General features: G+C 63.0%; 23 protein-coding genes. 10 read left to right on the top strand and 13 right to left on the bottom strand.

Annotated features, from left to right (window positions below; all coding sequences use genetic code 11):
• Positions 1–9: 9 nt before the first annotated feature.
• From JJ896_02970 to JJ896_03000, 7 genes are read right to left on the bottom strand one after another with little or no spacing between them, the layout of a single operon-like run.
• Complete coding sequence (locus JJ896_02970; GenBank protein MBO6778594.1) at positions 10–765, bottom strand: lycopene cyclase domain-containing protein; 756 nt, start codon at positions 763–765, stop codon at positions 10–12.
• A gap of 4 nt (positions 766–769) precedes the next feature.
• Entirely contained in the window at positions 770–1264 is a 495-nt protein-coding gene (locus JJ896_02975; protein MBO6778595.1) for a sterol desaturase family protein, read from the bottom strand.
• Between the two features lie 7 nt (positions 1265–1271).
• Positions 1272–1799 (bottom strand): isopentenyl-diphosphate Delta-isomerase, encoded by a 528-nt coding sequence (gene idi, locus JJ896_02980; GenBank protein MBO6778596.1) that lies wholly within the window; start codon positions 1797–1799, stop codon positions 1272–1274.
• Positions 1799–2275: a hypothetical protein gene (locus JJ896_02985; protein MBO6778597.1), complete on the bottom strand. Its 477-nt coding sequence runs from the start codon at positions 2273–2275 to the stop codon at positions 1799–1801. The genes idi and JJ896_02985 overlap by 1 nt, the downstream gene beginning before the upstream one ends.
• 23 nt (positions 2276–2298) lie before the next feature.
• Entirely contained in the window at positions 2299–3171 is an 873-nt protein-coding gene (locus tag JJ896_02990; GenBank protein ID MBO6778598.1) for a phytoene/squalene synthase family protein, read from the bottom strand.
• On the bottom strand, positions 3152–4645 hold the full coding sequence (gene crtI, locus JJ896_02995; GenBank protein MBO6778599.1) for a phytoene desaturase: 1494 nt from the start codon (positions 4643–4645) through the stop codon (positions 3152–3154). The genes JJ896_02990 and crtI overlap by 20 nt, the downstream gene beginning before the upstream one ends.
• Positions 4642–5574 carry a helix-turn-helix domain-containing protein gene (locus JJ896_03000; GenBank protein ID MBO6778600.1) on the bottom strand — a complete coding sequence of 311 codons (933 nt, stop codon included), beginning with the start codon at positions 5572–5574 and terminating at the stop codon, positions 4642–4644. The genes crtI and JJ896_03000 overlap by 4 nt, the downstream gene beginning before the upstream one ends.
• Positions 5575–5636: 62 nt before the next feature.
• Between JJ896_03000 and JJ896_03005 the strand changes: the two genes are divergently transcribed.
• From JJ896_03005 to JJ896_03015, 3 genes are all read left to right on the top strand, one after another.
• Positions 5637–7076, top strand: coding sequence for a TIGR01777 family oxidoreductase (locus JJ896_03005; protein MBO6778601.1), 1440 nt, complete (start codon positions 5637–5639; stop codon positions 7074–7076).
• Between the two features lie 66 nt (positions 7077–7142).
• Positions 7143–8231, top strand: coding sequence for a carboxypeptidase-like regulatory domain-containing protein (locus tag JJ896_03010; GenBank protein ID MBO6778602.1), 1089 nt, complete (start codon positions 7143–7145; stop codon positions 8229–8231).
• A 180-nt stretch (positions 8232–8411) separates the two neighbouring features.
• Positions 8412–11129, top strand: coding sequence for a TonB-dependent receptor (locus JJ896_03015; protein ID MBO6778603.1), 2718 nt, complete (start codon positions 8412–8414; stop codon positions 11127–11129).
• A 58-nt stretch (positions 11130–11187) separates the two neighbouring features.
• On the opposite strand, the gene JJ896_03020 is transcribed toward JJ896_03015, so the two are convergent.
• Both JJ896_03020 and JJ896_03025 read right to left on the bottom strand, forming a co-directional pair.
• The gene (locus JJ896_03020) at positions 11188–12021 is read right to left on the bottom strand and encodes an alpha/beta fold hydrolase (GenBank protein MBO6778604.1); all 834 of its coding nucleotides are present in this window, start codon (positions 12019–12021) and stop codon (positions 11188–11190) included.
• Between the two features lie 56 nt (positions 12022–12077).
• Positions 12078–13166, bottom strand: a complete 1089-nt coding sequence (locus JJ896_03025; GenBank protein ID MBO6778605.1) for a Gfo/Idh/MocA family oxidoreductase — start codon at positions 13164–13166, stop codon at positions 12078–12080.
• Positions 13167–13251: 85 nt separating this feature from the next.
• On the opposite strand from JJ896_03025, the gene JJ896_03030 reads away from it, so the two are divergent.
• Together JJ896_03030 and JJ896_03035 are read left to right on the top strand one after the other, a co-directional pair.
• On the top strand, positions 13252–14004 hold the full coding sequence (locus JJ896_03030) for a 1-acyl-sn-glycerol-3-phosphate acyltransferase (protein MBO6778606.1): 753 nt from the start codon (positions 13252–13254) through the stop codon (positions 14002–14004).
• Positions 14001–14678, top strand: coding sequence for a DNA alkylation repair protein (locus JJ896_03035; protein ID MBO6778607.1), 678 nt, complete (start codon positions 14001–14003; stop codon positions 14676–14678). The genes JJ896_03030 and JJ896_03035 overlap by 4 nt, the downstream gene beginning before the upstream one ends.
• Positions 14679–15114: 436 nt before the next feature.
• Here the strand turns inward: JJ896_03035 and JJ896_03040 are convergent, their stop codons facing one another.
• Positions 15115–15642: a hypothetical protein gene (locus JJ896_03040; GenBank protein ID MBO6778608.1), complete on the bottom strand. Its 528-nt coding sequence runs from the start codon at positions 15640–15642 to the stop codon at positions 15115–15117.
• Between the two features lie 38 nt (positions 15643–15680).
• Here JJ896_03040 and JJ896_03045 point away from each other — a divergent pair, with 38 nt between their 5' ends.
• The 4 genes from JJ896_03045 to JJ896_03060 are packed head-to-tail and all read left to right on the top strand — an operon-like array spanning position 15681 to position 18331.
• The gene (locus JJ896_03045) at positions 15681–15866 is read left to right on the top strand and encodes a CPXCG motif-containing cysteine-rich protein (protein ID MBO6778609.1); all 186 of its coding nucleotides are present in this window, start codon (positions 15681–15683) and stop codon (positions 15864–15866) included.
• Between the two features lie 31 nt (positions 15867–15897).
• Entirely contained in the window at positions 15898–16371 is a 474-nt protein-coding gene (locus JJ896_03050; protein ID MBO6778610.1) for an ATP-dependent zinc protease, read from the top strand.
• A complete protein-coding gene (rimK, locus tag JJ896_03055; protein MBO6778611.1) occupies positions 16368–17273 on the top strand; it encodes a 30S ribosomal protein S6--L-glutamate ligase in 906 nt (301 codons plus the stop codon). The genes JJ896_03050 and rimK overlap by 4 nt, the downstream gene beginning before the upstream one ends.
• Positions 17270–18331, top strand: a complete 1062-nt coding sequence (locus tag JJ896_03060; protein MBO6778612.1) for a succinylglutamate desuccinylase/aspartoacylase family protein — start codon at positions 17270–17272, stop codon at positions 18329–18331. Before rimK ends, JJ896_03060 begins: the two co-directional genes overlap by 4 nt.
• Here the strand turns inward: JJ896_03060 and JJ896_03065 are convergent, their stop codons facing one another.
• Entirely contained in the window at positions 18332–20866 is a 2535-nt protein-coding gene (locus tag JJ896_03065) for a hypothetical protein (GenBank protein MBO6778613.1), read from the bottom strand. It lies immediately after the preceding gene.
• Between the two features lie 127 nt (positions 20867–20993).
• Here JJ896_03065 and JJ896_03070 point away from each other — a divergent pair, with 127 nt between their 5' ends.
• Positions 20994–22604 carry a peptidoglycan DD-metalloendopeptidase family protein gene (locus tag JJ896_03070; GenBank protein ID MBO6778614.1) on the top strand — a complete coding sequence of 537 codons (1611 nt, stop codon included), beginning with the start codon at positions 20994–20996 and terminating at the stop codon, positions 22602–22604.
• Here the strand turns inward: JJ896_03070 and JJ896_03075 are convergent.
• The gene (locus JJ896_03075) at positions 22598–22981 is read right to left on the bottom strand and encodes a type II toxin-antitoxin system VapC family toxin (GenBank protein MBO6778615.1); all 384 of its coding nucleotides are present in this window, start codon (positions 22979–22981) and stop codon (positions 22598–22600) included. The genes JJ896_03070 and JJ896_03075 overlap by 7 nt on opposite strands.
• Positions 22968–23219, bottom strand: a complete 252-nt coding sequence (locus JJ896_03080; protein MBO6778616.1) for a ribbon-helix-helix protein, CopG family — start codon at positions 23217–23219, stop codon at positions 22968–22970. Before JJ896_03080 ends, JJ896_03075 begins: the two co-directional genes overlap by 14 nt.
• Between the last annotated feature and the right edge of the window lie 62 nt (positions 23220–23281).

A 23281-nucleotide genomic window follows, 5' to 3' on the forward strand; every position in this document is an offset into this window, starting at 1 on the left:
GGATTTCGCTTATGCGGTCGGCTCCGCCCGCCCGACTGATTCCCTGCGGTCCCGACTGGAGAAGTATTCCAGAAGGGCGACGTTCAGCCCAATCAGCAGGAAGGCATACAGGAAGTCGTCCAATGGTATGCTCAGGAACCGAACAGCCAGGTTCTGCGCGTTGTCGTACCAGACCACATGATCCACCACCGCCTGTGGCTGTGTATTGATCAGGGGATACTGCCAGAAACGCACCCCGGTCAGCACCCCGTTGGTTCCTACGAAGGGCACGAGCAACACGAGGTAGGCGGTCCAGAAACCCGGAATCCAGGGTGGACGCTTCCACACCATCCAGCCTGCAAAGAGGGCGACCAGGACGCAGGTTGTCGTGGTGTACAGGCGGCCCCAGTAGATAATCGCCAGAACCAGGGCCAGGAATCCGACGCCAGCCGTCAGGCCTCGCGCGAGCCCATCGCCCACCCACTGCACGGACAGGCGTGCCAGGCAGTGATAGGTGAAGACGCAGGCGTACGGAATGCAGAGGAAGAACAGCCACTCCTCCAGAGGCAGGCCGGCGATGCGCGGGCCGAGCAGGTAACGGTCATCGAACCCCCACACGCCCCACGCTGCGAACGGAATGTCCCAGGCAATGAAGAAGAGCAGCACCAGGAGACAGGCCGGGAAGAACGCTCTCCAGCGGTCCACAAAGCGCAGTTCTCCGTGCCAGGAGAAAGCCAGCGGGATGGAGATAACCGCCGCGTTCAGCGCGAGGTACAGCCAGGACATGAGGTCAGGCGTTCGCCTGAATCCGGGCGCGCTTGCGTGCGTCGACAACAGCCTTCGCTTCCCGGTAGTACTTGGGTGGAGCCAGCAGCATACCGAAGCACTCGCCGTCCTCCGGACCCAGATGTTTGTGGTGGACCAGGTGCGCCTTGCGGATGGCCGTGAAATAGGCGTTGTCCGTACGCCTGAACCACTTCACGCGCTGGTGGATAAAGATGTCGTGCACCAGGACGTAGCAAATACCGTAAAGCAGTATGCCCAGTCCGATAAAGAATCGGAAGTCGCTGTTGAGCGTGCCTGTTGCGAAGAACCACGCACTCGGAACGGCGAAAATCAGGAAGAACGCATCGTTCTTCTCAAAAAACCCGGGCTGGTGGTTGTGGTGATCATGATGAAACCACCACATGAAGCCGTGCATCACGTACTTGTGTGCACTCCAGGCTACCCCTTCCATCAGGACGAAAGTCAGCAGCACGATGCCGGCATTCAGCAGGAATTCCATGCAGGGGTCAGGAAGTGGGCCAGTTGTGCGCGGAATGCGCCGCGCGTTCGAAGCAGATACGAAACCAGGACGTGTAGTCTCCCGCGTTTTCGATCAACTCCTGACGAATCACGGCCGGTGACGCATACCGCCATTCGGCCACCTCATGCGGGTTGATTTTCGGCTGCGTGTCGCACCATCCGACGAGCACGTGGTCATACTCGTGCTCAATCAACCCCCGGTCGAGCGTGCTTCGGTAAACGAACGTGAAGCTCTTTTCGAGCTCGCAGCGCATGCCCATTTCTTCCCGCAGACGCCGCACGGCCGCTTCCTCAACCGTCTCCCCGGGGCGCGGGTGGGAACAGCAGGTGTTTGACCACAACCCCCTGCTGTGATATTTGTCCAGAGCGCGGCGCTGCAGCAGCAACTCGCCATTTCGGTTGAAAACGAACACCGAAAACGCCCTGTGCAGCACACCTCGGCGATGGGCTTCCATCTTTTCCATTTCGCCGAGCGGCCGGTCTTCCGGATCGACGAGTACAACATTCTCCTGCATCAGGGACACGATTGGGTGGCTTCCAGTACGGACTGCACAAATCTGCGGTGTACGGGATCGGAACGCCAGTATCCCTGCTCCAGGCCGCGACGAACGGCCACACAGTCCGACACAACGCCGGAGCGGTAGGCAAGTATTCGGGGCGCCTGGTCCTTGACCGTCATGCGGAGAAATCGGATTTCCGGATTCAGCGAATCGGCCTCCACCTGCCGGTCCAGCTCCTTGCTCCAGGCCCGGAATCGCCTGAGTTTGCTGAACGGGTTGCCCTTGTAGCCGACCGAGATCAGCTCTGCGGAGGCTCGGAAGGCCACCGCCAGCGGGTGATCGGAGTCTCGATCCACCACGTCCAGATATGCCTCACTGCCTTGCTCGGTGTCGGCATTCCGGAGAGCCTCCCTCCAGACGCTGACCTCGGCTGAGTCGGGTGCCTGTGCGCCCGCTTCACCGGGCATGAGCAGCGCACCAATGAGTGCCATTTTCCAGCATAGCCTGCGCAAGGTCACACCAGGTTCAACCGGTTGCGCGTGTAGGCTGACGCGAGGAGCATCATCTTCTGCAGGTCAGGCACGCGCACCCGGGTCTGCATCACCTTTCCGGATGGCACCCGGCTGATTCGTCGCAATAGCTGACGGTAGTAGGTGTAGGCGAGGTAGACGCCGAACCGGGCGTCTCGGGGCAGCTGCACGATGCCTTCCAGGGCGGCATCGAGATCCTCGGCGATCTCCTGCTCGATCTCTGCCTTGACGGCATCGTCAAACCGGTCCAGGTCGACATTCGGAAAGTAGGTGCGCCCGAGGTTTTCGTAGTCCTCCTTGAGGTCTCGCAGGAAGTTGACCTTCTGGAAGGCCGCGCCCAGGCGCACCGCCGAGGGCTCCAGGCGGTCATATTCGGCCTGATCCCCTCGCAGAAACACCTTCAGGCACATGAGACCGACCACCTCCGCCGAGCCCACGATGTACTCGTCGTAGCCATCGCGGTCGTACGCGTTCCGGTCCAGGTCCCATTCCATGCTCCTGAGAAACTGCTCTACATGCGAGCGGTCGATTCCGTACTGGTGATACGCCTGCTGGAATGCCTGGAGAATGGGATTGGTGCTGATGCGCTGGTCGAGAGCCAGAAAGGTCTCCTCTTTCAGTCGCGCAAACAGCGTACGCTGGTCGTAGCCATGAAATGAGTCGACGACCTCATCGGCCAGGCGCACGAATCCATAGATGGAGTAGATGCCGTCCCGAATATCGGCGCCCAGCGCCCGGATACTCAGTGAAAACGAGGTCGAGTAGGAGCGCGTCGTCAGACGACTGCACGCCACCGACACTTCCCCGAACAGGGCCAGGCGCTCTGGTCTTGCTATGTCAGGCGGTGACGGGGACATGCTTGATCAGCCAGGCGTCGGTCAATTCCGCCGCCATCTGGCCACTTATGAGGGTGGGCGGCATGCCGGGACCAGGAGTAGTCAGCTGGCCCGCGAAGAACAGGCCCGGCAGCTTGCTTTTCATTTTCGGCTTAAGGAATGCGGTCTGCCACAGGGTGTTCGCCAGTCCATACGCATTCCCCTTGTAGGCGTTGTAGTCTCGCTCAAATTCGCGATGGGCATAGTCGTGTCGTACGACCATGTGCTCTCGCACCGGGAGCCCCAGGTGGTTCTCCAGTCGATCCATTACCTGGCCGAAGAGCCGCTCTCTCGCCTGCTCGTCATGGTCGAGGCCGGCCGCAAGCGGCACCAGGATAAACAGATTCTCACAACCGTCCGGCGCTACGGAATCATCGGTGACAGACGGCGCGCAGACATAAAAGAGAGGGTCTTCGGGCCACCCCGGCTCGTCGTAGATGGTGTGGGCGTGAGGGTCAAACGGCGCGTCGAAGAACAGATTGTGATGGCGCAGTCCGGGAAGTCTGCGATTGATGCCCAGGTAGTAAATCATGGACCCGGGCGACATGGTGCGCTTGTCCCAGTAGTCCTCGTCGTAGCGCCGGTACTTCTCCTCCAGCAGATGCTGCTCCACATGATGATAGTCGGCAGCAGCGATCACGGCCGCCGCGCTGTAAACGTCGCCGTCGACACGCACTCCCGAGGCCACACCGTCTTCGGAAATCACCGAGTCCACGGCAGACCCAAACCGGAACTCCACCCCGAGATTGGAAGCGACGCTTACCATGGATTCCGCGATTCGATGCATGCCGCCCATGGGATACCATGTTCCCAACGCGGTGTCGGCATAGTTCATCATGCTGTACAACGCGGGCGTGTTCTCTGCGCGGGCACCGAGAAAGAGCACGGGGAACTCGAGAATCTGCCGGATGCGGGGGTCTTGGAAGTACCCGCGCACATGCTTGGCCAGTGAGGAGAACATGGTCAGTTTGAGCACGTCCGGCAGCACTGTGGGATCCATGAGTTCCAGCGGGCTGGTGCCCGGCTGGCGCACGAAGCGGTCCATTCCGATACGATACTTGTGCTCCGCCTCTGCCAGGAACTCCTGGAATCGGGGTCCCGCCCCCGGCTCAAGTTCATCAAACAGTTCAGCCACCGCGTCCGCACCAGCAGGAATATCTACGGGTGCATCTGCAAACCAGGTTCGGTAGGACGGGTCGAGCCGGACCAGGTCCAGGTGCTGGTTGACGTCCGAAGCGGCCATGCGGAAATACTCCTCGAACACATCCGGCATCCAGTACCAGCTCGGACCCATGTCGAAGGTAAATCCTCCATCCTCGAACTTGCGGGCCCGTCCTCCAGCGGAATCGAGCTGCTCGACCACCAGCACGGAGCGACCAAGTGTCGCCAGCCGCGTGGCCGCGGCCAGCCCCGCGAAACCCGCGCCTATGACAATGACCTCGTGTCGCTCTCTCATGACTGGCTTTGTAGGTATGCCGAAAACGGGCCGAACGCGTAGAAGCGCATGCCGAATAGCGGTGGGTCAGGCCAGGCGCCGCTTCCACCAAACGCGAGGGATGTACCGGAGGCAGCACACGCGGCACCCAGCATCTGGGCAAATTCGGCCAGTTCGACCGTGTCGCTGGACGCTTCGGAGGCGCTGATTGCGATCATGGCCACCTCACCGGCGGCGGCAACGGCATAAAGCTCCTCAAGCGGCGTCGATGCACCGACCCATAACGGTCTCCATCCCCGCTCGCGCACGCACAGTTGCAGGAAGGATAGCCCCAGGGTATGCATGTCGCCGGTGACGCAGGCCAACATGCAGACCGGCTCCTCTTCCGCACCCGGCATCGTCTCCATTATGGCGGAGAGCGCACGAGCCAGGCGCTCGGAGGCAATGTGCTCATCCATCACGCTCATCTCGCCGCGCATCCATCGCTCTCCCACCTCACTGAGCCCGTGAGCAGCTTCGTCCGCCGTCGCGTGCCACGAGCCGCGCCTGCTTCTGGCATGCAGCAGAAGGGCCTGCAGCTCAAAAACATCCGAATCTCTCATGGCGTTGGCCCAGAAGACTCCTGCACTCTTAGGGTCGTCCGGGTTCTCGGGGGCTAGGTGAATTTCCGGCCCCGCCAACTTCTTTATGAGGCCTATTCGGGATATGGAGAGTGCCGAGCGCAGGTCCCGCGGCTTCGACGGAAGGCTCGATTCCCGCGCCAAAGCGGTCGAAACGGGCGACGAAGAGGACTCGTCCAGAAAGCGCAACAGATCAGCTCTGTTCACGCGGCGGTGCCCACCAGGCGTGCGCACAACCTGAATCAGGTCCTGATCTGACCAGCGCTTGATGCTGCTCACGCCGACGCCCGCCAGCAATGCGGCCTCGGTTGTGGTGATATACTCTTCCACGGGCTTGACGATTTGAACGTTTAGGACGATTATACGTTTTCAAATCGACCAAAGCGACCACGATGAATATTTTTGTTACCGGCGCCACCGGGTTTATAGGCCGAGCTCTGGTCCTCCGACTGCGTCGCGATGGACATGATGTCACAGCCATGACCCGAAATCCGGAGCGCGCGCGGTCTCTGCTGGGCCAGGAGGCCGTCTATGTCGATGCAGATGCCAGCGCCGAGGCTCTCCACGCCGCCCTCGAGAGAGCCGACGCGGTTGTCAACCTGGCCGGCGAACCGATTCTTGGAAGCCGGTGGGATGAGGACAAGAAGAAGCGCCTGTGGTCCAGCCGGGTAGACCTCACCCGCAGCCTGGTCGAGGCCATGGGCCGCTGTGCTACCCCCCCGCGCACGCTTGTCTCCGGAAGCGCGGTGGGTTTCTATGGAAACCGTGGCGACGTCGAGCTCAGCGAATCGGCCGATCCCGGAGACGGTTTTCTTGCCGAACTCTGCAAGGCATGGGAAGCGGAAGCCCTCAAGGCGGAGGATCACGGCGCCCGGGTGGTGGTGCTGAGGACCGGCGTCGTGCTCGGCCGAGCGGGCGGGGCGCTCGAGCCCATGCTGCCTCCGTTTCAGTTCGGGGTTGGGGGGCCGGTGGGTCCGGGCACGCAGTATGTGCCGTGGATCCACCTGGACGATTTGCTGGAGATGATCGTCAGCGCACTTCAGGTCGAATCTTGGAGCGGCCCCATCAATGGCTCCGGCCCGACACCGGTCACCTTCCGCGAACTCGCGTCCGAGTTGGGCAGGGTGCTCAACCGGCCGGCTTTCCTTCCGGTGCCGACCGTGGCCCTGAAAGTGATTTTCGGCCAGGCGGCATCGGTCCTCGTCGATAGCCAGCGAGCCATCCCGCAACGGGCGGCGGCCCTTGGATTCGAGTTCCGGTATCCCACCCTGCGCGAGGCGCTGGCCGACATTCTCAACAACGACTTTGTCGAGGTTAATGGGGTGCGCAGCGGCGCGGAGCTTCCCGAGTCCAGCTACCTGGACGCCAACAAGCCGGCCTTCGAACTCGGCACCAGGGTGCGCATTGCCAAACCACTCTCCGAGGTCTTCTCGTTCTTCTCGCGGGCCGAAAACCTGGGGCTCCTCACTCCGCCCCAGATGCAGTTCCGCATTACGCAGCCACCGGAGCGCATGGAGGCCGGTGCTGAGATCAAATATCGTCTAAAGGTTGGACCCGTACCCATTTCCTGGACCACGCGCATCGATCAGTGGGAAGAGAACGCTGTGTTCGTCGACTCCCAGGAGCAAGGTCCGTACGCGTGCTGGTGGCACGAACACCGATTCGAGGCGGACGGAAACGAGACCGTCATGACGGACCGGGTGTTGTACGCGCCTCCCCTGGGACCTCTCGGGCGCATCGCCAATCATGTCTACGTGGCAGATGAACTGCGACGCGTGTTCGGCTACCGTTCGGCAGTCATCCGGCGGCGGTTCGGGGCAGCGATGCGCTAGGCCGCCTTCGGAACGCGCGTCTCGCGACCTCGTCGTACCAGCGTGCGGGGTTTGATTCCCATACTCATGCTACTTCTTGCCGGGCCGGTGGTGGGTCAGGCACGCATAGAGGGCAGGGTCACCGATATGGCCTCCGGCGAAGGCGTAGCGGATGTGCACGTGTTTGTGTCCGGATCTCAGGCCGGGGCAGTCACCGGCCCCGAAGGCAGATTCCTCCTGCAGGGCGTGCCGTTGGGGGCCAACCGCATCGTGGTCTCATCGGTAGGCTATCTCTCCCAGGCGCACGATGTCGTGGTCCGACGCCCCATCCGGTTCGAGCTCGATTTTGTTCTCGAGGCGCGCGTCGTCCCGTTGCAGGAGATCGTGGTGACCGGGGAGCGCGACCCAGCCTGGGATGCGCAGCTCCGGCGGTTCGAGCGCGCATTTCTTGGCCACGAAGAGCAGGCCGAGCACATTCGCATCCTGAACCCGGAAGTGCTCACGTTCCGGGACCGGGACGGTCGCCTGCAGGCCACCGCGTCCGCGCCGCTGCAGATTGAGAACCGGGCGCTGGGCTACCACATTCTCTATTTCCTGCGCGTGTTTGACCACAAAGGCAGACAGACCCGGCAGGAGGGGGAAGCGCTCTTCTCACCCCTGGAGACGGATGATGACGGTGAGGCCGTGCGATGGGTGGAGGCGCGCAAGGCGGCGTACCTGGGATCATCACGGCACTTCCTGAGAGCATTGTTCGCTGGCACAACCCGTGAGGCCGGCTTTTTCATGTACACCTCCGAGACCCCCAGGCCGCCCGGGCAGTCTACCCCGTATGAGGTGAACCGGGCTGCACCCTTCAGGACGCCACAATTCGCCCTCGAGCCCGCCGGCCTGACCAGATCCGGGCCCTCGGCTCGTGAGCGCTACCTGGCCTTCGACGACTACGTAGAAGTGGTCTACACCCGCGACACGGAAACGCGGGCCTATCGCGCCTGGCAGGGGCTGCCCGAGCCGACTCTGGACGAGCACCAGCGCTCGTGGCTGACGCTCTCCAGGGATTCCGTACTTGTAGACATGGACGGCAGCGTGATCAATCCGTACGGGGTGGTTTACTACGGCTACATGGCGTTCGAGCGCCTGGCCGATGTGGTACCGAAGGAATACCGTCCAGGAAGCTAGGTGCTGGCCCGAGAACGGAGCCCATCGGCTGAGCAGGCCCCCGAGCCGCCCGTCGCTGATAACCGATTCGTAAACGAATCTTTGGCCCACCTTCACCACCCGAGTTATCCACAGGAGTAGACTCTCGGCTTCGGTAGGAATACCCTATCCCCACAACATTAACCCTCCAATCTCCTGATGATGAAGAGGTACTCCCGGGCGATCGCGGCATTCAGCATGCTCGCCCTATTTACGACCGGCATCGTGCTCGGTCAGTCACGCGTCACCGGTGTGGTGACCGACTTTGAAACCGGCGATCCGCTGCCGGGCGCCAACGTCCTCATCCAGGGCACCACGCTCGGTGCCGCAACCAATGCGGACGGCACCTACGCCATCGATGGCGTGGCCAACGGCTCCTACAATCTCGTCGCGTCCTTCGTGGGCTACGAGTCGGAAACACGTGTGATCGTGATCCGCGGCGGCAATACCACCGTCAACTTCCAGCTGGTCTTCGAGAGCGCCGCTCTCGAAGCGCTCGAGGTGTTTGCCTCCCGCGCCATCGACCGCGAAACCCCGGTCGCTGCCACCACAGTGGACAAGGTCCAGATCCAGCAGGAACTCGGATCCCGTGACATTCCGCTGGTGCTCGACACTGCCCCGTCCGTGTACGCTACTGCCCAGGGCGGCGGCGCCGGAGATGCCCGCATCAACGTGCGTGGATTCAACCAGCGCAACGTGGCCGTGATGATCAACGGGGTGCCGGTCAACGACATGGAGAACGGTTGGGTCTACTGGTCCAACTGGGACGGCGTCGGCGATGCCGCCTCGTCCATCCAGCTGCAGCGCGGCCTGAGCGCCGTAAACCTGGCGACTCCGTCCATCGGCGGCACCCTGAACATCGTCACCGACCCCGCCCTGAACCGGCAGGGTGGCATGATCAAGCAGGAAGTCGGCCGCGGCGGTTTCTTCAAGACCACCGCGATGGCCTCATCCGGCCTGGTCAACGGCAAGTACGGTGTCACCGTGGCCGGTGTGCGCAAGTTCGGGGACGGCTTCATCGACGGTACGTTCACCGACTCGTGGGCCTACTACGGCGCTGCCACCTACAACATCAACTCGCGCAACCGTCTGGACCTGTTCGCCTTCGGTGCCCCGCAGCGCCACGGTCAGAACCTGTACCGTCAGAACATCGGATCCTACGACCGTGAGTTCGCAGAAAGCCTGGACACCTACGACCCGGCCGCCTTCAGCAAGTACAATGAGGCCGGTCGGTTCTTCAACCAGAACTGGGCACCGGTTTCCAACTACGATGCCGAAGCCGCAGTCGGGGACAACATGGTCTCCCGGTACGACAACGGCATCCTGTGGGAGCGCGAGAACTTCTACCACAAGCCGCAGGTCAACCTCAACTGGTACTACCAGCTGAGCGACCGCTCCCTGCTGTCCACGGTGGCCTACTACTCCGGCGGCTACGGCGGCGGAACGGGAACGCTTGGCTCCAGCGTGGTGCGTGAAGGTTTTGGCGGCCAGTCCCCCTGGTTCAACAACGCTCCGTACACCATCGACTGGGATGCCGTGATTGCCCGCAACCAGGGCAACGCCGACGGTTCTCGCACCATCCTGCGTAACAGCCGCAACAACCAGTGGACGGTCGGCGCGATCTCCAAGTTCAAGTACGAAGTCAGCGAACCTCTTTCGGTGGAGTTCGGCCTGGACTGGCGCACGGCTGAGATCGAGCACTACCGCGAAGTGCGCGACCTGCTGGGCGGCGACTACTTCCGCTGCAACGGATCCAACCGATGCGGCTCTTCCGACTTCTGGAACGGTGACGACGAGGTTCGTGCAGCCGGTGACAAGATCGACTACGACTTCACCAACACGGTGGACTGGTTCGGTGCCTTCGCCCAGGGCGAGTACAAGGCCGACGGCGTCTCCGCCTACGGCATGGCCGGTCTCTCCACCATCAAGTATGGCTACACGAACTTCTTCGTGGATGGCGGCGACGGCTCCCCGCTAACTTCCGAGAGCGACAACATCATGGGCGTGCAGCTCAAGGGTGGCGGCCTTGCAGCGATCTCCGACGAGGTCGATCTCTACGCCAACCTCGGCTACGTCTCCAAGGTGCCGATCTTCGACGGCGTGATCGACGACCGCGCCGGTATCACCAACCAGGACCCGGAGAACGAGAAGTTCTACTCGATTGAGGTCGGTGCATACTGGAATCCTGACCCGATCCTGAGCGCCAAGCTGAACATCTACAGCACCCGCTGGGAAGACCGCACGTTCACCCGCGGCGTGCAGCTGAGCGACGGTTCGGAAGGACTCATCAACCTGCGCGGCCTGGACGCCTTGCACCAGGGTATCGAGGTAGAAGCCGCCTACCAGCCGTTTACCAAAGCCCGTCTTGACGTCGGTGCCTCGTTCGGCGACTGGCGCTACACCAACGATGTGTCCGGCTCCTACCGTCCGGATGCCCGCGTGGACGCGGTACAGGTGTTCAACTTCTTCATCGATGATCTCCGTGTAGGAGATGCCCCGCAGACGCAGATGGCGTTTGGTGTAACCCTCTTCCCGACCAACGGTCTGGATGTGCAGGCCACGGTCAAGCACTACGCCAACCACTTCTCCGACTTCGATCCCTTCTCCCGGACCAGCGCGACCGATCGCCGCCAGAGCTGGGAGGCTCCAAACTACCAGCTGGTAGACCTGCACGTGAACTACGACCTGCCGAAGACCAACCTGCCGGTTGACATTCAGCTGTTCGCCCACGTCTTCAACCTGCTGGACGAGATCTACATCCAGGACGCGCTGGACAACTCGCGCTTCAACTCCTGGGATGGCGATCACGACGCCGACGATGCCGAGGTCTTCCTCGGACTGCCGCGTTCCTTCAACATCGGCACGCGTGTGACCTTCTAGGTCATCCGGCATCGACCGTTTGAGAAGCCCCCACCCGTCTCGGCGGGTGGGGGCTTTTTCATTGATCCAGGAATGCCAGGATCTGTTCGGACACCGCCTCTCTGTGTCCATCCATGAAGTGGTCTGCGTCAAACCCGGCGAACACGATGCCGGGAAAGGATGCCCTGAAGGCGGCCTTATAGGAGCTCAGCGTGGGCTCTTCAGCCAGCCCCAGCATCGCGTCCCCTCGGCCGTAGCAACACAGGGCCGGCTTGTGCATGTCCCGGACTCGGGGAGCCAGCACGCCGAGATAGTCCCGCGCCACACTCCAGGTGCGCACGTTCTCATACGGCAGTAGCCCGAATCGCGTGGCATCCTTCTCGATCTCAGGGAAGATGGCGTCCAGGACAGCCGAGACCGCATCGCCCATACCGGCCGGAGGCCGAACACCTCGCGCACGCACATAGAGGCGGGCTGCCTCGAGGGGTGTGGCTGTTTGCTGGATGTGATGGATGGCGTTGACGAACACCACCCGATCCACCAGCTCCGGTGCGTGATCGAGCGCATGGAACAGCGGCAGGGACCCTGAGCACATGCCAATGACGTGCAGGGGCTTGCCGGGGTGGGCGTTTCGCAGCGTGCGCAGCACGTCCAGCGTGTCGGAGTAGGCCCGCCTCAAATCGAAGAGTCCGCGGGAGGGTGGATGGCCGCGGTAGTTGAAGGAAACCACCCGAAAACCGCATCGCACCAACAGCCCGAACTGCCGACCGAACATGACATACGAGCCGCCTATCAGGGGCGGCACGAGGATGATGCCGCGCTCGTCGCCGCGGGCGTGAAAGTGTGCGGTCTCCAGGTGGCACCCATCGTGCGTGCGATGGGGCCGGCGTTCGAGCGCGGGACGTCCTGCCATTCGTGTCTCAAGAAGTGGTACCTGACTTCAGACACGCAAGCGGGGCCGGCCAGGGATCAGTCGGCCAGGCGAATGGCGGATCCAGTCCGCGCGGACTCCCTGGCCGCGTCCAGAATCTCCATGACGATGAGATTGATCGGCAGGGAGTTGAGGTCCTGCGCGGGGTCCAGCTCACCGCGCACGACCAGAGCGAGGTAAGCGAACGGATCGTCGACCGGGGCGTCGGCCGGATCCGCGCTGAAGGTGTGCTCGGGCTCGTCGTCTCCGGCGCGGGTTCGCATGCGACTGCCGTCATCCGCGTAGACGTAGGCGTCGCGACCGTAGACGGCCATGTCCTTGCGGGAAACCGGCCAGTTCCAGGACGCCTGAATAATGGCCTGGGCTCCCGGATAGGTCAGTACGATGGTCGCCTCATCATCCACATGCGGGTAGATGTCCGGTTTGTGGGTCTGGGTCACCGCGAATACCGTCTGGGGACGCTGTCCTTCCATCAACCAGGTCGCGATGTTCGCTCCATAGCACCCGAAATCGGTGATCGCACCGCCGCCGTTGAGTACCGGATCCGTGAGCCATTCCAGAAATTCCTCGTTGACGCCGATCTCCTTTGGGCCGCGGTGCCCATCGCGAATGACCATCTTCCGCATCGGGCCCAGCTCGCCGGCTTCCACCATCGCCCGGGTACGATGCACGCTCGGGTACCACGTGGTCTCATAGTTGGTGAGTAGGTGCACCCCGTGGGTCTTCGCAAGCTCGGCCATGCGCAGGGCGTGGTCCATCGACACGGCCAGAGGCTTCTCCACCATGATGTGAATGCCTCGCGGGGCCACCTGCTCGACCACCTCCAGGTGTTCGTAGATGGAGGTGAACACCGTGACCGCTTCCGGCTCGGTTTCGTCGAGCATGGTGTCCAGGTCCCCGTAGTAGAGATCGGGTGAGAGGCCATGCTGCTCGATGTAGCGGCCGGCCAGATCTTCATTCGGCTCCCAGATCCCGACGATCTCGATGTCGCCCCGGTCCTCGCGGCCGAGTATCCAGTGCACGTGCGTGTGTGTAAGGCCCACGACGGCGACCCGGACGGGGTCGGGCTGATCAGAGGTCGGACTCAGGGCCAGCAGGGCCAGCAGGGCCAGTAGCGAAAGCATCATCTGTTGTCGGGTTCGGTCGGGTCGATAGCGCCGACCATCGCGGCATTCTCACCCAAAGTAACGGTCCCTCGGGGTATCATTGAGCATGCAGACCCTCGTTTCCATTTGGGCCTGGTTCTCCATTGCGGCACTCATTGTGATCTGGGTGCCGATCATGTTCGTCGTGCACCTTCTGGACCGCGATCCGGCGCGGTATCGCACCGGTCGCTGGTTCCGTCGGCTGGGGGCAGCCATGACTCGAGCCAATCCCATGTGGAGCGTGCAGGTCAGTGGCTACCGGCCGCCGAACCCCCGCCATCCGTTTGTGGTGGTTGGCAACCACCAGTCGTTGGCCGATATCCCCGTCTTCTCCCGACTGCCATGGGACATGAAGTGGGTCGGCAAGGCGGAGGTGTTTCGCGTGCCGGTGATCGGCTGGATGATGCGGCTTTCGCTCGACATACCCGTGGAACGTGACAATCGTCGGAGTCGGGCCGCCGTCATGATCCAGGCCTCGAAGCGACTCAAGGAGAACGTTTCGATCATGATCATGCCAGAGGGGACCCGCTCCCCGGACGGACGTGTGGGCACGTTCAATGACGGCGCTTTTGCCCTCGCCATTCGGTCCGGAGTGCCTGTGCTCCCGGTTGCCATGGACGGCACGATCGACGCCCTCCCCCGCGACAACTGGCGGTTCGGCTCGGCACGTGACATTCGACTGCATGTTTTCGAGCCTGTCCCGGTCGATGGGCTCTCGACATCCGACGCCGCCGACCTCCGAGAACAGGTGCGGCAGATGATTGTCGCGAAGATCGCCGCCTGGCGAGGCGTGCCGCCATCCGAGGTCGATGCCCTGTGAGTGCGCAGGAGATCATCAGCCACCTCGAGTCCCTTTCTGACGAGAAGAACGTGGCCGGCATGGCGCGCTTCGGCATTCAGGGGGGCCGTGTGCTGGGCATCTCGATGCCGGTGCTGCACGCCCTTGCCAAGGAGCATCGCAAGCAACACACCCTGGCGCTCGCACTGTGGGACTCGGGCATACACGAGGCCCGCATCCTGGCGGTGCTCGTGGCGGATCCAGCTCAGGTCACCCGCGACCAGGCCGAGCGTTGGGCGCACGACCTGGAATCCTGGGACGTGTGCGATCAGCTTTGCATGCGGCTGCTGCATCGTGTGCCCTTTGCCTGGGATCTCGCCCAGGACTGGTGCCGCCGGGAGCACGAATTCGTCAAGCGCGCCGGGTTCGTGCTGCCGGCGGTCATGTCATTCAAGAACAAGAAGGTGCCTGACCAGCGCTTCCTTGAGTTCTTTCCGGAGCTCCTTCGTGGCGCTTCCGACCCCCGCAACTACGTCAAGAAGGCCGTCAGCTGGGCCATTCGCGAGATCGGAAAGCGGCGACCGGGCCTTCACCCGGAGGCGCTGAATCTGTGCGATGAGATCCTCGCCCTGGACACGCCGCCGGCGCGCTGGATTGCACGCGATGCCCTAAGGGAGCTGACTTCTGAAAAGGTGTTGGCGCGCGTGCGGTCGTGACGGTGCGCCGGCCGGGGGCGGCTGGCGGGTGGCGGGCGCGGGGCCGACCGCGCGTGGCGCTGGCGCGGCCGGCGGCGGGCGGTGCCAGCCAAATCGTGCCCTCGCGGGCCCTCAGCGCGCGCTGCACATGGAATTCGGAGGCGGGTTTCCACCTCGCGCCGGCTGCGGCCAGGCCGCGAGTGGAATCGAGGGCCGTATTCGACTTCGGTCTCACCGCATGTGGCGGTCAGGTGGAATCAGGGGTCGCGATTACACATCGTGCCCGCGCCGAGCAGGCACCGAGCTCGAGAAGGCGCCCAGGCCAGCCGCGCCTCCGCGCCCGGGCCGCAGCAACGCAAATCCCGGCCGCGCCCCCACGCTAACAGCCGTCACGCCAAACCCAGCCGCCCCTCCGCGTCAGGGCCGGAGCAGCGTCAAACCCGGCCACCCCCGCACGTCAGGGCCGCAGCAGCCGCAGTTCCGCAGGGTCGTCGCCGCTCACAAAACGGGCATCGCTCCACACATCGGCGCCGAACAGCGGACCTTCGCCCGATGCGCGAATGGACAGGTCATACCCCTCTCCTTCGGTGAACGTGCCGCGATATCCGATCTGATTCCAGGCGCAGCCGGAAAGGATGAGGAGCACGCTCTCATCGCTGAAGGTGCCGCTGACCGTGAACGATTCGGTGCCGTCGCGTTCCAGTGTCTGGTTGGTACGCGCGGTGTGCTGACGAGTCGTCCAGCTGCATTGTCCGTTTCCGCTCAGCTGTCCATCGGCCACGTCCAGACTCAGTGTACCACTGATGGTGGCCTGGATGTCCTGGGTGATCCCATTCTGCGCGTCGGTCACCCGATTGAGCTGAAACGACACCGGATCGATTTGCCAGGTCCCTTCCGGTCCAGTCTGAACAGGATCCGGCCCTGGATCCACTTCCGTGGAATCGCAGGCGGTGAGCATGAGTATGAGGACCAGTGCGTATCGCATGGCACCATCAACCGCCGCTATGCCGGCCGGTTCTCATGATGAACGTAGTCGAACAAAGCTTCACCTGCCCCTATTGCTGGGAGGAGATCTCCATGGTCATCGAACCGTCGGAGGATCCGCAGACCTACATCGAAGACTGTGAGGTGTGCTGCAATCCGATCCAGATTACGTTCAGCGGGGTCGACTCAGAGGTTGAATTCGCCGCAGAACCCATCGAACAGTAGCACGCGGTGGTGGTCGGCAGTATTGTGGGTCATGGAGTCCATGATTACCGTCGGGTGGCGTGAATACGTCGGTCTGCCGCAGCTGAATCTGCCCGCCATTCGCGCCAAGGTGGACACCGGTGCCCGCACCTCCGCGCTGCACGCATACCGCATGGAACCGTTCTCCCGGGAAGGCGCCCCCTGGCTCAGGTTCTGGATACACCCGCTGCGCAAGCACCGGAAGGTGCATGTGGTAGCGGAGGCTCCTCTGGTCGATGAGCGGGTCGTCTCCGACTCAGGCGGAAATCGAACCACCCGACCGTTCATCCGCACCGATCTCCTGATCAATGGACAGCGCTGGCCGATCGAGGTCAGCCTCACACGCCGGGACCGCATGCTATTCCCGATGCTGCTCGGCCGGACCGCCATGGAAGAACGACTCGTCGTTGATCCTGCGCGGTCATTCGTGCTGGGCCGCCAGGCAGGCCGGGCCTTCCGCAAGCAACTGCTCAACCCTCCGTCATGAAAATCGGCATCCTGTCACGAGGGCCCGAAATCTATTCGACCCGGCGCCTGGTCGAGGCCGCCCAGCAGCGCGGCCACTCCGTGCACGTGATCAATCACCTGCTTTGCTACATGAACATCACCTCCCACCGGCCATCGGTGCACTACACCGGGCACGCGCTGGAGGGGTATGATGCGATCATCCCACGAATTGGAGCGTCTGTGACCTTCTACGGCACGGCGGTCGTGCGCCAGTTCGAAATGATGGGCGTGTATTCGGTCAACGAGTCGGTCGCCATCACCCGCTCGCGGGACAAGCTGCGCAGCCTGCAGATTCTTTCACGCGCGGGAATCGGACTCCCGGTGACCGGCTTTGCGCACAGCACCAAGGCCACGGATGATTTGATCCAGATGGTCGGCGGCGCCCCCCTCATCGTCAAACTGCTGGAAGGCACCCAGGGCAAGGGCGTCATTCTTGCGGAGACAGACAAGGCCGCCGAGGCGACGATTGAGGCGTTTCGATCCCTCAAGACCCGCTTTCTGGTGCAGGAGTTCGTCAAGGAAGCGGGTGGCGCCGATATCCGCTGTTTCGTGGTGGGCAACAAAGTGGTCGCCTCCATGCTCAGGCAGGGCAAGGAGGGCGAATTCCGCTCCAACCTGCACCGCGGCGGCTCCGCCAGGCGCATCAAAATCACTCCGGAGGAACGCTCCACGGCCGTGCGCAGCGCCCAGAAGATGGGCCTGAACGTAGCCGGGGTGGACCTGCTCCGCTCGAATCACGGCCCGCTCGTCATGGAGGTCAACTCGTCCCCGGGCCTGGAGGGCATCGAGAAAGCTACCGGGAAGGACATCGCCGGCATGATCATCGAGTTCATCGAGAAGAACGCGAGACCCCATCGCACGAAAACCCGGGGACGCGGATGAGCGACGCGCTCGAAATCGCCGGCACGCGTGTAGAGCCGGGCAGTCGACAGACGGTATTGGTGCCGCTGGCGCCCATGTACACCTCCATGGACATGGTGATGCCGACGCACGTGGTGCGGGGGAAAAAGGACGGCCCGGTGCTGTTCGTCTCGGCCGCGATTCATGGCGACGAGATCAACGGCGTGGAGATTATCCGCCAGCTGCTCGGGCGCCCCGATCTGGCTAGACTGCGAGGCACGTTGATCGCGGTGCCCGTGGTCAACGTCTACGGCTACACCTTTCGCAGCCGGTATCTGCCGGACCGGCGCGACCTCAACCGGTCTTTCCCGGGATCGGCTTCGGGGTCGATGGCCTCCCGCATGGCGCACACGTTCATGGAAGAGGTGGCCGAAAAGGCGACGCACGGTATCGATCTGCACACTGGTGCGGTGCACAGAACCAACCTCCCCCACGTGCGCGTAAATTTCGAGAACGAGGACTCCCTGAAACTGGCGCACGCTTTTCGGGCCCCGCTCATCATGCACTCGACCCTCCGGGACGGGTCCCTGCGTGAGGCTGGCCATGACCTCGGCATTCCGATGCTCCTGTACGAGGCCGGAGAGGCCCTGAGGTTTGATCGTCAGGCCATACGGGTGGGCCTGCGCGGCGTGTTGACAGTCATGCGGTCGATAGGCATGCTGCCGGCGACGAAGGCACCGAAACGGCGGGTGAAACCCGTGCTATCGACCGGGTCTCGGTGGGTGCGCGCCCCGGATTCGGGCACCCTGCTTTCTTCGATCGAGGTGGGTGACGTGGTGCAGGACGATCAGGTAATGGGCTACATCACAGACCCGCTTGGGGGCGAAAACATCGAGGTCCGTGCCACCGCCTCGGGCGTGGTAGTCGGCAAGGCGCTGCTGCCCCTCGTATACGAGGGCGAGGCGCTATTCAACATTGCGCTCGTCGACAACCTCAAGGAATTCGGGGATCGACTGGACCGCTATGAATCGAACCTGTCCGGGGACCCCGATCTGCCCCCGGACCTGGACGCGGTGCTGGCGCACGATCCCGTCGACTGATCAGTCACCTACCAACGCGTTAAATACAAACTTGAACGTGCCGTGGGTCTGCATGCGATGCTGGGCCCGGAAACCGATCAGAACCACATCGCCCAAACCGTAACGCGCGCGGACCAGCGCGGCTTTCTCTGCGATGTGGTCTTCGCCGATCAACCAGCCGCTGTGCAGTATGTCGCGGTCGCGGAACGTGACCAGCCGTTCGATGTGGTCGTTCCGGCCTGTGGGGTCCACACGGTACACCTGACCACCGCGGAAGAGGATGGCCAGCGCGTCCTTCGGCATGCCGTAAGTGAGCGCGTGCCCCGGTTCCACCCGCACGCGCAGTGTGGCGCCGGGCGCATAGAATTCCGTCGATGGCACCCCGTCGATGACGTTCGTGATCGGCAGGTCGAAATGCGTCAGCGGCAGGTCACCCGCGTCGGCAAAGGTCACCAGGCGACCGCCTCGCAGCACCCAGGATTCGAGGGAATCCGCGCCGGCCCGGCCAAATCCGCTTCGGTACTCGGGCGGATACGCTGCTGCACCACGGCCATATTCGTCTTCCGGGGTCTCGTCACCCATCATGCGACTGAGGGATGTCGTCGGAAGGACAATCACGTCAAACCGATCGAGCCTGCCGCCGGTGACGTCCGCGTCCCGAATCGTCTCGTAAGGGAAACCGAACGTCTCAAACACAAGGCGCGACCAGCCCTCGTCCATGTTTCCGCCGTAGTAGGGCTGGTACATGCCCACCTGCTGACGTCGGACCGGGTTGGTGACCAGCCCGGGTGGCACGGGCCTGAAATCCACACCCGTTTCCAGGGCGATGTTGCCCGCTTCACCCGCGTCCAGGGAGACGACAAAGTCCCCCGTATCCACCGTGCGGGCGGCCGATCCGCCCGCGTCCCAGACCATGTTCAGCGCACGGAACGAGTCATTGAGCCGCGCATCCAGCAGCCATTGGCTCCCGACGGCAATGCGACCGCGGGGCTCCTCCAGTGACGCGACAACGTTCAGCCCCTCGGGCATGGAGCCGGCCGCGTGCACGGTGACGCCCATGAACTCGGAGATGTTGTCCGTGGTCATGTCGTAGGGCCTGAGCGGGCTGCCATCGCGCTGCCGGGTGAAGGTATTGTCGGGGTAGTAGGTGCGCCCCAGCAGCCATCGAATGACCCCCATCTTGGGCTGGGCCATGGAGACCGCATACGATCCGGCGCCGTACACCCGCGACTCGTGCGTGAAGGGTTGGGAGGCGTGATGCACCTCAATCCCCTGCCCAAGCAGTTTGTCGATCATCTTGCGCATGGTCAGCGGGTCATGCTGATCAGCCGGGATCAGATAAGCGGCCTCCTCACGCGCCGCACCTCGTGCTGTCTGGTTGAGGGCCTTGCGATAGGCGTTCCGCAGCACGGTTTCGCGGTTCCGGGCCGCGATGTCCAGCGTCGCAATGGACGCGATCTTCTGCTGCACCACAATGTCCCGAATGCGCCACCATCCACCCTCCCAGGGGTTGGGGAAGGTGGTCTGCTCCTCGTACTCCGGAAACCCTCGAGACCCGCGCAACTGGTCCGGATGCACGTACAGCGGGGTGGCCATCCGGGCACTTGCCGACTCCGTGAGCATGCCGGCGATGTTGTGGAACGGCGTAATCCAGTGGAAGCCGAAGTGCCCCCATCCAGAGTAGATGGCGGCGCCAATCACACCCGCCATACCGGCCTCCTCCTCTCGATACGCCATGTGGGCGCCGTACCAGCTCATCTCGCGCCAGACCAGCGGATCTGCACCCGGTCGGGTCGGCTCTGCGTAGGGCGGCAGTGAAAGCCGGGGACCGTAGGCCCCCATCTGATGGTGGTCCACATACGCCTGGGGAATCCACTCACGGAACATCAGCTCGGCCCCGTAAACCGACTCGATGGTGTTCTGCATGAACGCATCGCGGTTGTTGTCGTGACCGATGTACTTGTGGTACAGGTAGGGCAGCCCCGAGCCCTCGTAGGGCGTGCCTACCGTCTCATTGTACCAGTCGGTGACCATGATCTCGCCGTCCGGATTGAAACACGGAATCATGATGGCGATGGTGTTGTCCAGGATGCGCAGCATGTCCTCATCCTGGCGGGTCACCATCTCCCACGTCAGCTCGGCGGGCGTCTGCGCACCTGCGACTTCGCTGGAGTGCAACCCATAGGACTGCACGATGACCGCCTTTCCGTTGTCGACGGCGATTTCGAGCTCCTCCTGTGTGGCTCCCCTCGGATCGCTGAGCAGGGCATTGATGGCCTTCAGCTCGTCCAGCCGGGCCATGTTTTCGGGCGATGTGATGAACAGCACCAGGAACGGATTGCCCATTGTGGACGGACCGACATTGACGGCCGTCAGGCGATCGCTGGATGCATCCAGCAATTCGTAGTACTCGACCAGTCGGTCCCAGCGGGCCAGTTTGCGGTCGGCGCCCATTTCGTGGCCAAAGAACTGCTCGGGGCTGGGCACGGGCGGGGACTGGGCCTGGACGGCGGGCGCGAGAAGGCCGGCCGCCACCAGGAGAAGGAGGCTTCGCATCGATCAGAGAGGGAGAGTGGGACCTGAGTATAGGCAGTGCAATTCGGCCGAACTGCCTTGCCGAGCCTGTGATTGGGCCGCACGCATCAGGCAGATTCTGTATGGTGGGGATCCTCAGTCCGGTTCCATGAAAGGTCTTTCGCTCCTGTTGACCCTGCTGGTCCTGCCCGCCCAGGCCCAGCAACGCTGGTTCTTTCCTGCCCAGGCCCACGGCGGGATGCTGGTGCATGATTCCGCCGGATTCCCGTCGGCATTCCCATCTGCCATGGAGTGGCCGTTGGCGCGGCAGCTTGGAGACGGCACGTTTCTCTCCAACTATGTCGATGACGATCAGGGCACAACGTCGGTGACCGACTACATGGGCGGCCATGACCACCTCTACGACGATCACCGGGGCACCGACATCGCCATCTACAACTTCAGGTTGATGGATCGCGGCATGTACATCGTCGCGCCCGCAGCCGGGACGGTGCTCAGGACGACCATCGGGTTCGGTGACCGCAACACCACTACGCCCTATCCGGACGGTGGAAACGGGATCGCCGTGCGGCATGACGACGGCAGCGAGTCGTACTACTGGCACATCCGCACCAACTCGGCGATGGTCGAACCCGGCGAGCGGTTTGAGGCGGGACAGCCTCTGGCTTTCGTCGGCTCGTCCGGGTGGACGCCCATTCCGCATCTGCATTTTGAGCTTTCATCGGCGCGGGATCCCTGGCAGGGTTCGTATAACCCCGCTCCCAGCCTGTGGCGCGATCAACCGGACTATGTGGGAGACGCGCCGCTATGGGTCATGGACCAGGGAGTCTTCACCCTGGCGGCCGTCGGCGGATCAACAAACGGGATTACCGACAAAGCGGTTAAGGAGCGGATTTCGGAGCCGGCTCTGGTCGGGGACTCAGAGGCCGTGTTGTACGCCTGGGTTCAGGCCCAGGGCAATGTCGGAGATCAGTTCGTCGTCGAGCTGGTGCGTCCTGACGGCACAGTCGCAGTGAGCGACGTGCAGGGCGTGAGTCGAAAGACCCGCTATGGCTGGTTCGCCTTTGAGTTGCCACTGCCCGGAGAGCGTGACACAGGAACGTGGACCATGCGAACCCGGGAGGATGGCCGTGTACTGATGGAGTCCTCGTTTGAGCTGGGTGCCGAGACCAGGTACGCCCCACGGTTCAAGCCGGTAGCCGGCCGGTCTGTAAGGCTGGATCAGGGCACCTTCAGTGAAACGCTCGCGGCCGTGCCCTTCAATCGTAGCGCGAGCTACCACCTGGTGAATGCACCTTCGAACGTCATGCTCGACGGCTCCACGGTGACGATTGGCGGGACGTCGGACCAGGAATTCCGGTCGCGCTTCTTCCAGGTTGTCGCTACGGACGAGCATGCCCTGACGGATACGATGTGGTACCACCTCATCGACCCAACGAAGCCGCTGGATCCGCCGGCGGGTGCGACAACGACAGATCGGACCCACGATCTCCCGCAGCAGCTCTCCCTGGACGCGGGATTCCCGAATCCTGCGGCCGGACGCTATGAGTTGACGGTGAGCGCCCGACAGCCTTCGACGGCCCGGGTAGCCGTGTTCGACCTTCTCGGCCGCCGCGTGCACGCGTTTGAGTCCTCGCTTGCGAGCGGCCCAAACTCTTTCGCGATCGGGACGGCGGGATGGCCCGGCGGCACCTACCTGGTGCGTGTTCAGACAGCCGATGGCAGTGTGTCCCGGCTGTTCTCCGTGCTGGATCAGTAGGGCTGGAGCAGCCGCTGCACCATGGGGAAGTGCCGCCTGTTGTGGGTGGCCAGCACGCAGTCGTGGATTTCTGCCGTCGCCGCTATAAGAGCGTCTACCAGTCCGGTCCCGTGACTTTGCCCGTAGAAACCCCGGTAGGCGCCGCCAAGCTGTGCAATGGGCATAGAGACGGGAATGGGGCCAAAGAGGGATAGCAGTCGACCTACCGACACAGACTCCCCCGCCCTCGTGCCCGCTGCCAGCTCGGCCGCGGACAAGGTCGAAATCGCCAGTGGGCCATTGTATCCATTCAGGAACGACACCGCGGGCGTGTGTCCGCGAAGCACGTCGACCAGGATGGTCGTGTCGCAGAGGAGCAAGGGTTCAGATGCGCTCATCGCCCTCCGCGCGCAGGCTGTCCCAGTCCGGGAGGTCCTTGCGGTTCTTCCAGACCCCGGCGACCTCATTCAGAACGTGCGCCCGAGCCTCGTACCCTTTCGGTCCCAGCGCCCCTTCAAGTGCAAGGCGAATGACCTCGGACTGCGTCACGCCGAGTTGCGCTGCTCGCCGTGAGAGGAGCTGATCCTGCTCCTTCGTCACGTAGATCTGTTTTCGGATCATCTTGTCCCGGGCCATGGCGACATCGCTCGATGATGTATACCTGAGACATCATAGCAGTCCACCGGTTTCCAGGACAT

The organism is Rhodothermales bacterium (genome assembly GCA_017643395.1).
Lineage (GTDB): Bacteria > Bacteroidota > Rhodothermia > Rhodothermales > UBA10348 > JABDJZ01.